Here is a 13,388-nt window from a genome sequence, read left to right on the forward strand (position 1 = left end):
ACCCGCTACGGTCCGCCGGGTGAGCGCACGCAGCAGGTACGACGCCGTCGTCGTCGGGGCCGGCCACAACGGCCTGGTGGCCGCCGCCTACCTGGCCCGTGCCGGCTGGTCGGTGCTGGTCCTCGAGCGGCTGGAGCAGGTCGGCGGCGCCGCGGTCAGCCGGCAGGTCTTCCCGGGCGTCGACGTCCGGCTGTCGGCGTACTCGTACCTGGTCAGCCTGCTGCCCGACCGGATCGTCGCCGACCTGGGGCTGGAGGTGACCCTGGCCGACCGCGCGGTGGCCTCCTACACCGCCGTCCCCGGGCACACCGGTCTGCTGGTCGAGCGGGACGAGGGGCCCGCCACCGCCGCCTCCTTCCGGGACCTCACCGGGTCCGACGCCGAGCTGGCCGGCTGGCGGCGCTTCTACGGCCGGCTGGCCGACCTCGCCGAGGACCTCGCCCCCACGCTGACCGAGCCCTTGCTCTCCCCCGACCAGCTGGCCGGACGGCTGCGCGACCCGCAGCTGTGGCACGACCTCGCCGAGCGGCCGCTCGCCGACGTGGTCGCCGACGAGCTCTCCCACGACGTCGTCCGCGGGGTGGCGCTGACCGACGGGCTGATCGGCACCTTCGCCGACGTGCACGCCGCCGACGGCCTGGCCGGCCGCTGCTTCCTGTACCACCTGGTCGGCAACGGCACCGGCCGGTGGCGGGTGCCCGTCGGCGGGATGGGCGCGGTCACCGGGGCGATGGCCGCCGCCGCCCGCGGGGCCGGAGCGGAGCTGCTGACCCGGGCGACGGTCACCGCGCTCGACCCGGGTCCGGACGGCGTGACCGTGCACTGGACCGACGACGAGGGCACCGAGCGGGCGGTCGACGCCGCGCGGGTGGTCTCCGGCGCGGCACCCGCCGTCCTCGACCGGCTGCTCGGCGTCGCCCCGCGGACCACGCCGGACGGCGCGCAGCTCAAGGTGAACATGGTGCTGGCGCGGCTGCCCCGGCTGCGGTCGGGGGTGGACCCGGCCGTCGCGTTCGCCGGCACGTTCCACGTCGACGAGGCCGCCGGCCAGCTCGACGCAGCCCACGCGCAGGCCGCCGCCGGCCGGCTGCCCGACGTCATCCCGTTCGAGGTCTACTGCCACTCGCTGTCCGACCCGTCGATCCTCGGGCCGGAGGAGCGGGCGGCCGGCCACCAGACGCTCACGCTGTTCGGCCTGCACACCCCGGCGGCGCTGTTCCGGGAGGACCCGGTCGGCACCCGCCGGGAGGCCGTGCGGCGGGTGGTCGCCCAGCTCGACGCGCACCTGGAGGAGCCGCTGCTGGACTGCCTCGCCCGGGACGCCGCCGGCGAGCCGTGCCTGCAGGCCGCCTCGCCGCTGGACGTCGAGGAGTCGCTGGCGATGCCCGGCGGACACATCTTCCACGGCGACCTGTCCTGGCCGGTCGCCGCGACGCCGGCCGAGGTCGGCACCTGGGGTGCGGCGACGGCGCACCCGCGGGTGGTGGCGGCCTCCTCGGGGGGGACGGTGCGCGGCGGGGCCGTGAGCGGCCTGGGTGGGTACGCCGCGGCCCGCGCGCTGCTCGACCGCCGCTGAGCTGCCGGGCCGCCGTCCGCCCGGAGCAGGACGGCGGCCCGGGGCCCGGGCGACTACTTGAGCATGAAGCCGGCGTCGACCTGGACGGTCGTGCCGGTGATCCACTTGGCCTCGTCCGAGCAGAGGAACGCGACCACGGCCGAGACGTCGGCCATCGGCATCGCGTCGACCGGCATGAGGTTGAACCGCATGGCGTTGCCGAGGTCCTCGTGCTCCTCCAGCCACTTCGGGAAGTAGTCGTTGTTCGACATGGGCGAGTCCACGCCCGTGGGGTGCAGCGTGTTGACCCGGATCATCTCCGGCGCGAGCTCACGGGCCAGCGTGCGCATCAGGCCGACGATGCCGTGCTTGGCCGCGGTGTAGTGCGTGCAGCCGGCGACGCCACGCAGCCCCGCGATGGACGACGTGATGATGATCGAACCGCCGTTGCCCCCGGCCCGGATGTGCGGGACGACCGCCCGACAGGCTTTGAACACGCCGGTCAGGTTGATGTCGATCATGTCGTCCCACTGCTCGTCGGTGAGATCCCAGGTGGTGTCCGACAGGCTGAGGATGCCGGCGTTGGCCAGCAGGAAGTCGATCCGGCCGAACTCGCTCATCGCGGTGTCGGCGAGCCGCTGCATGTCGGCGGTGCTGCGGACGTCGGCCTCGACGGCGACGCAGCGGCGGTCCAACTTCTCCACCTCCGCCACGGTCTGCTCCATGTCACCCGGGCGACCGGTCGCGAAAGGCACCGAGCCGACCTGCTGGGTGATGTCGCAGATGACGATGTCGGCACCCTCGCTCGCCAGCCGCACCGCGTGCGAGCGGCCCTGACCGCGCCCACCACCGGTGATGACGGCGACCTTGCCATCCAGCTTGCCCACGTGGGGCTCCTCTCCTGTCGTCGCTGCGAGAGGCAGCGCTCCTGCTCGACGGGGTGGCCGGGCGGCACACCCCGAGGTCCGTGGTGGACCCGGTGCCGCCGGGGGCTCACGCCTCCGGCAGCGGGCTGGCAGGCCGGGGCCCGGTCCGGTTCCGGACGGGCTCCCGGCGGGTGGCGGCCGCGCGCACGGCCTGGTCCCCGGGACGGCGATGGGCGGGGGAGCCGGGCATCACAGGGCCCTCCACACGGGGGACGAACGCGGTCGCCTGGGCGAGAATCCGAGGGGCCGGAGATGAGTGGATCTCACGACCACCACTCCACTTTTGTCGGAGTCGTAGGTATGTTGTGCTTCGCCCATGCAGAAGTCAAGCGGGCGCCTGGTGAGGGAGGGGTGGGGGTGAGCGTCGGAACCGGAGTGGCCACTCGCGCCCCCGTGAGCACCGACCAACTCGACGGGCTGGTCACGGTGCTCGACCTGGTCCGCTGCGGGCGCGCTCGGTCGCGACCCGAACTGGCCCGCGTCTCCGGCCTCGGCCGGGGGGCGGTCACGCAACGCGTCACGCAACTGCTCGACAGCGGCCTGCTGGAGGAGTCCGAGCTGGGTCGCTCGACCGGTGGACGGCCGCCCCGCGAGCTCGCCGTCCGCGCCACGGCCGGCCTGGTCCTGGTCGCCCCGCTGGGCGCCACCCACATCGCCGCCGGCGTCACCGACCTCACCGGCCGGGTGGTGGCCTCCGTCCAGGAGCCGGCGTCCATCGCCGCCGGGCCGGAGGCGACCCTCGCCCGGGTCGGCGCGCTCTTCGAGGGCCTGCTGGAGGACCCCGCCGTCCCTGACGCGCCGGTGTACGGGATCGGCGTCGGGCTGCCCGGACCGGTCGAGTTCGCCACGGGCACCCCGGTCAACCCGCCGATCATGCCGGGCTGGGACGGGTACGCGGTCCGGGCCCGGCTCTCGGAACGGTTCGACGTCCCCGTCTGGGTGGACAACGACGTGAACCTCATGGCACTGGGAGAGCTGCGCATGGGCGCGGCCCAGGAGCACCACAACGTGGTCTACGTGAAGATCGGCACGGGCATCGGCGCCGGCCTCATCTCCGACGGCCACCTGCACCGCGGCGCGAACGGGGCCGCCGGCGACATCGGGCACGCCAGCGTCGACGTGGCGAGCGGGATCGTGTGCCGCTGCGGCAACGTCGGCTGCCTGGAAGCCCTGGCGGGCGGCGCGGCCCTCGGCCGGGACGCGACCCACGCCGCCGAGAACGGACGCAGCCCCCGCCTGCGGCAGGTGCTCGACACGAACGGCCAGATCACCGCTGCCGACGTCGCCACCGCCGCGCAGCACGGCGACGCGGTCGCCGTCGAGCTGCTCGGCCGCTCCGGGCAGCTGGTCGGCGAGACGGTGGCCACCCTGGTGAACTTCTTCAACCCGTCCCTGGTGCTGCTGGGCGGCGGGGTGGCGCTCGCGGGGGACGCGATCCTCGCCGCCGTCCGGCAGGCGGTCTACCAGCGCTCGCTGCCGCTGGCCACCCGCGACCTGCGGATCAGCCGTTCGACGCTCGCGCCGGACCCGGCACTGCCCGGCGCGGCGCACATGGTCCTCGACGAACTGTTCAGCCGTCAGCGCCTCGGCCGCTGGCTGCCGGCCGGCTCCCCGGCAGGCTTCCCCGAGCTCGCCGACGAGCCGGCCGCCTGACGCCAGCCCGCTCGGGCGGACCACGTGCGGATCGCCGCTCAGGCCGCGACCTCCACCCAGCTGCCCGTCCGGGCCGACTCCACGACCGCCGCGGTCAGCCGGGCCGCCCGGAGCCCGTCGCCGAAGGAGGGCAGTCCGCCGACCTCCCCGCCGGCCGCCGCCACCGCGACGTCGGCGTAGAAGGCGTTGAAGCAGTCCTGGTAGCCCTGCGGGTGCCCGGAGGGCAGGACGGCGTACCGGGCGGCGGCCGGGGACAGCAGCGCGGCGTCGCGCTGCAGGACGCGGTCGGCGTCGACACCGCCGATGGTCAGCGTCTCGGGCCGCTCCTGGTCGAACGAGTACGACGCCTCGGTGCCGTCGAACGCGAAGGTCAGCCCGTTCTTGCGCCCGGGCGACACCTGGCTGACCAGCATCGACCCGGTCGCGCCGCGGTCGGTGCGGAACAGCACGCAGGCGCCGTCCTCGGTCGTCACCGGCTCCCCGGCCTCCCCGCGCGACTCGTACGCCCGGGCGGTGGTCGCGGTCAGCGCGACGATCCGGTGCCCGGTGACGAACTCCATCAGGTCGCACCAGTGCACGCCGATGTCGGCGAAGGCGCGGGACACGCCACCCAGGGCAGGGTCGACCCGCCAGTTGGTCGCCCCGGGGGCGGCCAGCCAGTCCTGCAGGTACGAGCCGTGCAGCAGCCACAGCCGCCCGGCCTCGCCCCGCGCGATCCGCTCCCGAGCCTCACGGACCGTCGGGTAGTAGCGGTAGACGAAGGGCACCGCGTGCACCCGGGCGGTACCGGCGGCCAGCTCGGCCAGTCGCTCGGCGTCGTCCGTCGTCATCGCCAGGGGCTTCTCGCAGACCACGTGCCGGCCGGCAGCGAGCGCCTGCTCCGCCATCGGCAGGTGGAGGTGGTTGGGGGTGCAGACGCTGACGACGTCCACATCCCCCGAGCCGACGAGCTCCTCGACGGAGGCCGCGGCGCGCTCGGCGTGCAGCAGCGGGGCAGCCTCTTCCGCCCGCGCGGCCGAGCTGCCGGCCACGGCGGACACCACCCCGCCCATGGCCCGGACGGCGTGGGCGTGCACCCGCGCCATGAAGCCCGTGCCGACGATCCCGAAGCGGAGGGGGGCGCTCACTTCCGCCGCGCCAGGGCGACGGCGAGGATGATGATCGCCCCGCGGACCACCTGCTGCTGGCTGCTCTCCAGCCCCGCGAGGATCAGGCCGTTGTTGATGAGGCTGATCATGAGCGAGCCGAACAGCGTCCCGATCACCGAGCCGGCCCCGCCGAAGAGGCTCGTGCCGCCCAGGATCACCGCGGCGATCGCGGAGAGCTCGTCGCCGGCGCCCCACTGGAACCGCCCGGACTCCAGGCGCCCGGCGTAGAGCATGCCTGCGATGGCGGCCACCACCGAGGCCAGGAGCATCACCTGGAACTTGATCCGCCGGGTGCGCACGCCGCTGAACTCGGCGGCGGTGCGGTTGCCCCCGGTGGCGAGGACCTGGCGGCCGAAACGGGTCTTGGCCAGCACCACCGCGCCGATGGCCACGAAGACCGCCATCCAGACGAGCAGCCCCGGGACCGGCCCGAAGTTGCCGCCGCCGAAGACGAGGTTGTAGGTCCGGTCGAGGATGGGCTGCGGTGCCGAGTCGGTGATCCACTGCGCGATGCCGGCCGCGATGCCGAGCATGCCGAGGGTCACCAGGAACGACGGGATGTTGAGGAATGCCACCAAGCCGCCGTTGATCGCGCCGATGACGACACCGACCGCGAGCCCCACCAGGATCCCGGGGACCAGCCCCCACGCAGCGATGCCCATCGCGGTGGCCACGCTGGCCAGGCCCGCGACCGAGCCGACGCTCAGGTCGATCTCCGCGCAGGCGATCACGAACGTCATGCCGACGGCGATGATCGAGATGGTCGCCGCCTGCCGGAAGATGTTGAGCAGGTTGTTCGTCGAGAGGAAGCCCTGGTCGCCGAGCGTGACGGCGAAGGCGATGAAGACGACGACGAAGCCGATGTAGATGATGTAGCGGCGCCAGTCGAGCCTCGCGAGCAGTGAGCGCGAGCCCGAGGCTGCCGCCGGCGTCTGGGTCGCCGGGCCGGTGGTCGTGGACATGACTCAGGCTCCTTGGACTGCGAGTTGGAGGTTGTTCTCGTCCGGGATGTCGGCCCGGTCCAGGACCCGGTGGACGCTGCCCTCTCGGAGCACGACGACCCGGTCGCTGACGGCCAGCAGCTCGGGGTACTCCGAGGAGATGACGAGGACGGCCATCCCCTGGTCGGCGAGGTCCCGGATGGTCTGCAGGATCTCGTTCTTGGTGCCGATGTCGACGCCGGCGGTGGGCTCGTCCATCACCAGGACGGCGGGGTCGGTACCCAGCCACTTGGCGATGACGACCTTCTGCTGGTTGCCGCCCGACAGCAGGCGCACCGGCCGGTCAGGATCGGCCACCTTCACCGCGAACCGCTCGATCAGCCCGCGCGCCAGCGACCGCCCCTTGCGGTCGTCGACCAGCGGACCACGGCGCATCCGGTCGAGGAGGGGCAGCGTGAGGTTCGCCCGCACCGAGTGCTCGAGCACCAGCCCCTGGGCGCGCCGGTCCTCGGGGATGAGTGCGATGCCCGCCTCGATCGCGTCCGGCGGGCCGGACAGCCGCAGCTGCTCGCCGCGGAGCACGATCTCTCCGCTCTGCACCGGGTCGATCCCGAAGAGCACGCGGGCCAGCTCGGTCCGTCCGCTGCCCATGAGCCCGGCCAGGCCGACGATCTCACCGCGTCCGACGGTGAAGGAGACGTCGCGGACCCGGGGCCCTGCGTTCACGCCGCGCAGCTCCAGCAGCGGCTCGCGGCCACCCTCACCGGCGGTGCGCGCCTGGTAGGACAGCTGCCCCTCGATCTCCTTCCCGACGATCCCCTCGACGATCTGCTCGGGGGTGACGTCGGACAGGGCCTCGGTGAGCAACCGCCGGCCGTCGCGCAGGATCGTGATCCGGTCGGCGATGCGGTAGACCTCGTCCATCCGGTGGGAGATGTAGATGACCGAGATGCCGCGCTCGGTCAGCCGGCCGACCAACTCGAAGAGGACGTCGGCCTCGTGCTTGGCCAGGCTCGCCGTCGGCTCGTCCATGATCAGCACGCGGGCGTCCTGGGACAGCGCCTTGGCGATCTCGGTCAGCTGCCAGTACGCCGTCCCGAGGTCACCGACGACGGCCCGAGGGTCGACGTCGACCTCCATCTCGGCGAAGACCTCACGGGCCCGGCGGACGGCCTCCCGGTCCCGGATGAGGCCCCCGCGGCCGAGCGGCTCCACCCCGAGGGAGATGTTCTGCGCGACCGTCAGGGTCGGGACGAGGCTGAACTCCTGGAAGACCATCCCGATGCCCGCGGCGCGGGCGTCGTGGATGGATGACAGCTGCACCGGCCGGCCGTCGATCTCGATCTCGCCCGCGTCGAGGCTGTAGACGCCCTGCAGGATCTTCATCAGCGTCGACTTGCCGGCTCCGTTCCCACCGGCGAGCGCGTGCACCTCACCGCGCAGGACCTCGAAGTCGACGTCGGTGAGCACCCGGACCCCGTCGAAGGACTTCGAGATCCCGCGCATCCGCACCGCGGCGGCCCGGCCCTCCGGCCGGGCCGCCGCGGTCTCCCCCACCTGGGTCATGAGTGAGCTCAGTCCTGGAAGGAGTCGGCCAGCTCCGCCGGGGGCTCCTGGTGGTAGACCTGCTCCCACGCCTCGAGGACGTTGTCGTGGTCGACCGGGAGAGCCGGCAGGGCGACGTACGCGGGGGTCGGCTGGCCCAGCAGGGACAGCGCGGCCAGTCGGGCCTCGGTGACGCCCTGGTCGAACGGGCGCTGCGCACCCAGGCCCACGACGAGCTCGTCGCGGGCGAGGGCGATGCCGACGTTGAGGCCGAGGTCCTCGGTCGCGACCTTGAGGTCGGTGCGCCCGGCGGCACGCGCGGCGGCCAGGACACCCTCGGCCGGGACGTCCCAGACGGCCCAGATTCCGTCGAGGTCGGCGTTCTGGCTCAGCATGGCGTTGGCCACGGCCTGGCCGTCACCGGCGAAGTCGGGACCGGCGATGCCCTGCTCTGCGACGATCTCGATGTCCGGGTACTCCTCCTCGATCGTCTGCTTGAAGCCGTCGAACCGCTGCTTGGTCACGAAGAAGTCGGCCTCGTGGTAGATCAGCCCGATCTTCCCGGAGCCGCCGAGCGAGCGGGCCATGAGGTGCGCGGAGATGACGCCGTTGCCGAAGTTGTCGGCCGACACCGCGGACACGTAGTCGGTCCCGGCCACGAAGCCCTCCGGCACGTTGTCCATGAAGACGAGCTTCGCGCCGGCCTGCGTCGCCGCGCGATACGCGCCCGCAGTGGCCACCGGGTCGGTGGGCAGCGAGACGAGGACGTCGGGCTGCTGGGCCATGACGGTCTCGATGTCGGAGACCTGCTGGGCCGGGTCGAAGTCGGCGTCGGTGCTGGCGATGACCTCGATGCCCAGCCGCTCGAACTCCGAGCGCAGGCCGTCGATCTGGGCCACCGACCAGTCGTCGCCGCTGTAGTGCATGACGATCGCGGCGGTGGCGCCCAGCGCCTGGACCTGGGCCACCTGCTCGTCGGTGAGCTCGATGTTCTCGGCGGCCTCGGGCTGCTCGCCGTTGGGCCCGGTGCTGAGGACCTGGCCGGTGACCTCCTCCAGGGCCGCGTTGGCGCGGTCCACGGCTTCCTGGTCGACCTCCCCGGCGGGGGCCGAGGCGCCCTCGGACGCCGACGTGCAGGCGGTCAGGACGACCGCCGCCAGAGCGGTGAACAGCACGGCGCCCGGGCGCCGGATGGGACGACGTCGTCTCATGTCTCTCTCCAGGGAACGAGCAGGGGTGGGGCGGACGGCGGTGCGGGTGCCGGCCGTGCGGGGTGGGCACGGCGCTGTGGCGGTCGGGCCGGTCAGGCGCCGAGGTCGCGGAGGATCTGCTGCAGGTACGCGAGGCTGGACTCGGCTGCCTCGCGGGGATCGCCTTCGTAGGCGTCGAGTTCGACCATCAGCCAGCTGTCATAGTCCGCCTCGCGGACGGCGCGGACGATGTCGGGGAAGTCGAGGTCCCCACGGCCCAGCGGGAGGAACTGCAGCGTCGCGCGGTCGAGGTCCTTGAGGTGCACGTGGCGCAGCCGGTCGCCGTACTGGCGGATCTGCGCCGCCGGGTCTCCGCCGCCCGCCGCGAGGTGGGCCGTGTCGGGGCAGAAGCCGATGCGGGTCTGCTCCATGAGCCGGTCCAGCTCGACGGGGTTCTCGACGATGGTGCCCAGGTGCGGGTGGTAACTGGCCTCCAGGCCGTGCTCGGCGGCGAGGTCCACCACCGCGTCCAGCCCCTCTGCGAGGCGCCGGTAGTCCTCGTCGGTGGTCCCCGCGGCGCGACGGGCGCCGCCGCCGACGACGAGTCGGGCCGCGCCGAAGGTCCGGGCCAGCTCGCAGGCCGACCGGATGCGGTGCATCTCGTCGGGCAGCACGTCGGCGTAGACGAAGTTGGCACCGGTGTAGACGCTGACCAACTCCACACCGGCGGTCGACAGCAGCTCGCTGAGGACCTCGGGACGGTCCGCATAGGGGACGAGGTTGCCGTCGAAGACCTCGACGCCCTCGTACCCCGCTGCCGAGATGTCCCTGACGGCGGTCTCGATCGAGCCGTTGGACAGGTAGTAGAGGTCCTTGATGCTGGTGACCCCCTGCGGGGCGCCGATGACCCCGCCCCAGGTGATGCTGTGGTACCCGAGTCGCATCGTCGCGCCTCCCCTTCGGAACGTGACGCGCACACTATTGTTCGAGGCAGACATAAGTCAACGAGGAGCATGCCGAACACGTGGCCCAGGCCACTGGATCGGCGGGATCGGCCCGGACCTGGTGGCATGGGCCGGTGGACCTGCGGCGGGAGACCCGTGCACTGATCCGCGGCGCGGCGCGGCGGCTGCACGGCCGGGACCTCGCGCTGATCGCGGCCGGGCTGACCTTCTACGCCGGCATCGCGGTGGTGCCGCTGCTGCTGGTCGCCGTCCGCCTGACCGCACTGGTCACCTCCGCGGGCACCGTCCGCGACCTCGCCGGGCGGCTGGCCGGGCTGCTCCCGGCGCAGCTGGGCGCGCCCGAGGCGCTGCGCGCGCTGGTCCGGGCCGGCGTGGGGATGGGGCTGCTCGAGGTCGTCCTGGCCCTGCTGCCGCTGTCGTTCTACGGCGAGGGCCTGCGGCGGGCGCTGCTGCGCTTCACCCCGCGCCGGGACACGCTGACCGGCTGGCGGGGCCGGCTGCTGGGGCTGCCGCTGGTGGCCGCCACCCCCCTGCTGCTGTACCCGCTGCTGCTGGCTGCCTCGGCGATGGCCGAGCTCACCGAGCGGGGCAACCGGCTGGGCAGCCTGGCCGTGGGCTACTACTCGGTCCTGTTCGCGCTCACCGTGCCGCTGCTGTGGGGCTTCGGCGTGGTCGCCGCCGGGCGGCTGCGCTGGCCGGCACTGGTCTCGGGGGTGCTGTTCACCGCCGCCTGCCTGTCGGGCTTCCTGCAGGGCTTCGTGCTGTTCCTGGCGCTGCCCCTGGCCCTCGGGGCGCCGTTCGGCGGGCTGACCGTGGTCGGCGCGGTGGTGGCGATCAGCCTGTGGCTGTTCCTGCTGCACCTGGTGGTCCTCGGGGGCTGGCTGCTCACCCAGTCCCTCGACGAGCGCCTGCGCGCCGGTCACCCCTCGTCGTCGGAGCCGCCCTCGAAGACCTCCCCGCCGTCGGACTCGCCCTCGTCGTCCCCGTCGTCCTCGGAGTCGCCCTGGTCGGCCTCCTCGGAGTCCGCCTCCTCCGGCGCCGGCTCCGCCTCCTCCTCCGGCGGCGGGTCGGCGGGCTCCTCGGGCGCCGGAGAGTCCTCGGGTTCGGGCGCCGGGGGCTCCTCCGGCTCCGGCGCGCGTCGCGGCGGCGGCGCCGGCTCCACGTAGTCGGCGCCGTTGCTCACCAGGATCGACACCTGCTGCCCCGGCACGGCGCGGCCGCCGCGCGGTGGACTGGTGCCGAGCAGGGTGCCGGCCTCGCGGGCGCTGTCCACCCGCACGGTCGTGGACAGGAAGCCGGCGTCGGACAGCGCTGCCTGGCAGCGCCGCACCGACGTGCAGCCCGGGACCGGCCGGGTGTTGCCGTTCTGCACGACCTCGTCGGCCGGCGGGAACTCCCCGCTGCCGCGCGCCTGGAGGACCGGCGCCATGGCGTCGCGCCAGACCGTCGCGGCCTTGCCACCCCCGAAGCCACCCACGTTCTGCTTCTGCTTCGGGTTGAGCACCATGACGCTGGCGGTGATCTCGGGCGTGTAGCCCACGAAGGCGATCGAGTCGTTGTCCTGCGACGTCCCGGTCTTGCCGGCGATCTGGTGACCCGGGACGTGGGCGCGGGCGCCGGTCTGCCCCGGGTTCCCGGGTGCGACGTCCTTGACGAGCATCTGGTTGAGCGTGGTGGCCACCCCCGGCGGGATCGCCTCGGGGGTGCACCGGTCGCCGAGGGCGAGCGGCTGCCCGTCGGGGCCGACGGCCGGCTCGCCGTCCCGGTCGAGGACGGCGGTCACCGGGACGACGTCGCACTGCGTGCCGCTGGCCGCCAGCGTGGAGTAGGCGCTGGCCAGCGCCAGGGGGCTGGTCGCCTCGGCGCCGAAGGTGAACGAGCCGCGGTTCTCGTCGATGATCTGCTGCGGCAGCGCGGGGTCGCTGAACTGGAACAGCCCCATCCGCTCGGCCATGCGCACCGGTTCCTCGACGCTGCCCAGCGCGTCCTCCAGGCCGAGGAAGTAGGTGTTGGAGGACTGGTAGAGCGCCGTGGTCATGTCCAGCGTCGACCGGTAGTTCCCGACGTTCTCGACGTCGTACCGGCCGGTGCCGTCGCGGTAGACCCGGGAGACGTAGGGGTCGGACGTGGTGAGCGTGTAGTAGCTGGAGTAGCCGCGGGCCAGCGCGGCCGCGGCGGTGAACACCTTGTAGGTCGACCCGGAGCCCTTGCTGGGCGCGGCGTTGAGGTTGAACGACTCCTGCGCCGGGTCCTCCTTGTCGTAGCCGAAGACCCGGTTGACGCTCATCGCGAGCAGGTGACCGGTGCCCGGCTCGACGGCGGTGAACATGGCGGCCAGCGGGTCGCCCATGGGCAGGGTCTCGAGGACGGCGGCGTCACCGGCCCGCTGGAGGTCGACGTCCAGCGTGGTCTGGACGACGTAGCCCTCGTTGTCCAGTTGCTCCTGGGTGAGCCCGAGCTCATGGATGAGGTACCGCTGGACGAAGTCGCAGACGAACGCGCCGACGCCGGCCTGGACGCAGCCGCGGGGCGGCGCCGGGGCCGGGGCCAGCCCGAGCGGCGCGGCCTGGGCCGCGGCCGCCTCGGCCTGGCCGACCCGGCCCTGCTCGGCCATCCGGGAGAGGACCTCGTTGCGCCGCTCGGTGGCCTTCTCGGGGTTGGTGAACGGGTCGTCGGCGGTCGGGCTCTGCGCCAGCCCGGCCAGCAGGGCCGCCTGCGGCAGGGTCAGCGCGGCGGCGTCGACGCCGAAGAAGGCGCGGGCGGCCGACTGCACGCCGTAGGCGTTCTGGCCGAAGTACACGATGTTCAGGTAGCGGGTGAGGATCTCGTCCTTGGCGTAGGTGTCCTCCAGGGCCAGCGCCAGCCGCGCCTCCCTCAGCTTGCGGCCCACCGTCTGCTCGGTGGCGGCGCTGCGCTCCTCCGGGGTCTGCGCGGTCTGCAGCAGGGTCTGCTTGACCAGCTGCTGGGTGAGCGTCGAGCCGCCCTCCTGGACGCCGCCGGCGGCGAGGTTGGTCATCAGCGCCCGCAGCGTGCCCTGGACGTCGAGGCCGTGGTGCTCGAAGAAGCGGGCGTCCTCGATGGCGACCATCGCCTGCTTCATGACCTCGGCGATCTGGTCGCCGGCCACCGGGGCGCGGTTCTCGTCGTAGAAGTAGGTGATCGGTTCGCCGTTGGCGGCCAGCAGCACCGTGTTGCCGGCCGGGGGGTCGACGGTCAGCTCGGTGGGGAGGTCCCCGAAGAGGCTGGTGGACTGCTGGGCGGCCAGCGACGGGCCGCCCACCCACGGGAACAGGACCGCCGCGAGGAGGGCCCCGGCCGCGACGACCGTGGCGGCCAGCTTGAGCAGCGTCCTGACCCGTGCCTCTGCGCGCAGGTCCATGGGCCCCCTTCCGTGACGGGGGTCACTGGAACAGAGAACTCGACCGCCCACAACCACCCGCGCCGAGCACGCCCGCCTCCGACGTC

9 protein-coding genes and 1 pseudogene are annotated in these 13,388 nt (G+C 73.4%); 3 read left to right on the plus strand and 7 right to left on the minus strand.

Features of this window, described 5'->3' with window-relative positions:
* Positions 1 to 19: 19 nt before the first annotated feature.
* Positions 20 to 1,576, plus strand: coding sequence for a phytoene desaturase family protein (locus ACI79D_RS01455; protein WP_456916509.1), 1,557 nt, complete (start codon positions 20 to 22; stop codon positions 1,574 to 1,576).
* A 53-nt stretch (positions 1,577 to 1,629) separates the two neighbouring features.
* Here the strand turns inward: ACI79D_RS01455 and ACI79D_RS01460 are convergent, their stop codons facing one another.
* Positions 1,630 to 2,442 carry a mycofactocin-coupled SDR family oxidoreductase gene (locus ACI79D_RS01460; RefSeq protein ID WP_456916510.1) on the minus strand — a complete coding sequence of 271 codons (813 nt, stop codon included), beginning with the start codon at positions 2,440 to 2,442 and terminating at the stop codon, positions 1,630 to 1,632.
* A 432-nt stretch (positions 2,443 to 2,874) separates the two neighbouring features.
* Here ACI79D_RS01460 and ACI79D_RS01465 point away from each other — a divergent pair, with 432 nt between their 5' ends.
* On the plus strand, positions 2,875 to 4,134 hold the full coding sequence (locus tag ACI79D_RS01465) for an ROK family protein (RefSeq protein ID WP_456916511.1): 1,260 nt from the start codon (positions 2,875 to 2,877) through the stop codon (positions 4,132 to 4,134).
* Between the two features lie 38 nt (positions 4,135 to 4,172).
* Here ACI79D_RS01465 and ACI79D_RS01470 read toward each other — a convergent pair whose 3' ends face one another.
* The 5 genes from ACI79D_RS01470 to ACI79D_RS01490 all read right to left on the minus strand — a co-directional run bounded on the left by ACI79D_RS01470 (position 4,173) and on the right by ACI79D_RS01490 (position 9,902).
* On the minus strand, positions 4,173 to 5,261 hold the full coding sequence (locus ACI79D_RS01470; protein ID WP_456916512.1) for a Gfo/Idh/MocA family protein: 1,089 nt from the start codon (positions 5,259 to 5,261) through the stop codon (positions 4,173 to 4,175).
* Complete coding sequence (locus tag ACI79D_RS01475) at positions 5,258 to 6,244, minus strand: ABC transporter permease (RefSeq protein WP_456916513.1); 987 nt, start codon at positions 6,242 to 6,244, stop codon at positions 5,258 to 5,260. Before ACI79D_RS01475 ends, ACI79D_RS01470 begins: the two co-directional genes overlap by 4 nt.
* A gap of 3 nt (positions 6,245 to 6,247) precedes the next feature.
* Positions 6,248 to 7,789 carry a sugar ABC transporter ATP-binding protein gene (locus ACI79D_RS01480; protein ID WP_456916514.1) on the minus strand — a complete coding sequence of 514 codons (1,542 nt, stop codon included), beginning with the start codon at positions 7,787 to 7,789 and terminating at the stop codon, positions 6,248 to 6,250.
* Positions 7,790 to 7,797: 8 nt separating this feature from the next.
* Entirely contained in the window at positions 7,798 to 8,979 is a 1,182-nt protein-coding gene (locus ACI79D_RS01485; RefSeq protein ID WP_456916515.1) for a substrate-binding domain-containing protein, read from the minus strand.
* A gap of 92 nt (positions 8,980 to 9,071) precedes the next feature.
* Complete coding sequence (locus ACI79D_RS01490) at positions 9,072 to 9,902, minus strand: sugar phosphate isomerase/epimerase family protein (RefSeq protein WP_456916517.1); 831 nt, start codon at positions 9,900 to 9,902, stop codon at positions 9,072 to 9,074.
* A gap of 134 nt (positions 9,903 to 10,036) precedes the next feature.
* On the opposite strand from ACI79D_RS01490, the pseudogene ACI79D_RS01495 reads away from it, so the two are divergent.
* Positions 10,037 to 10,819, plus strand: a pseudogene (locus tag ACI79D_RS01495) (YhjD/YihY/BrkB family envelope integrity protein); the annotation flags it as partial.
* Between the two features lie 23 nt (positions 10,820 to 10,842).
* On the opposite strand, the gene ACI79D_RS01500 reads toward ACI79D_RS01495, so the two are convergent.
* Positions 10,843 to 13,302 (minus strand): transglycosylase domain-containing protein, encoded by a 2,460-nt coding sequence (locus ACI79D_RS01500; protein ID WP_456916518.1) that lies wholly within the window; start codon positions 13,300 to 13,302, stop codon positions 10,843 to 10,845.
* Positions 13,303 to 13,388: the final 86 nt, after the last annotated feature.

It is taken from the genome of Geodermatophilus sp. SYSU D00708 (assembly GCF_054050115.1).

Excerpts from the sequence above, each read along its gene's own strand:
- ACI79D_RS01475 (WP_456916513.1), bottom strand. The coding sequence starts at position 6,244 with ATGTCCACGACCACCGGCCCGGCGACCCAGACGCCGGCGGCAGCCTCG.
- ACI79D_RS01480 (WP_456916514.1), bottom strand. The coding sequence starts at position 7,789 with ATGACCCAGGTGGGGGAGACCGCGGCGGCCCGGCCGGAGGGCCGGGCC.
- ACI79D_RS01485 (WP_456916515.1), bottom strand. The coding sequence starts at position 8,979 with ATGAGACGACGTCGTCCCATCCGGCGCCCGGGCGCCGTGCTGTTCACC.
- ACI79D_RS01490 (WP_456916517.1), bottom strand. The coding sequence starts at position 9,902 with ATGCGACTCGGGTACCACAGCATCACCTGGGGCGGGGTCATCGGCGCC.
- ACI79D_RS01500 (WP_456916518.1), bottom strand. The coding sequence starts at position 13,302 with ATGGACCTGCGCGCAGAGGCACGGGTCAGGACGCTGCTCAAGCTGGCC.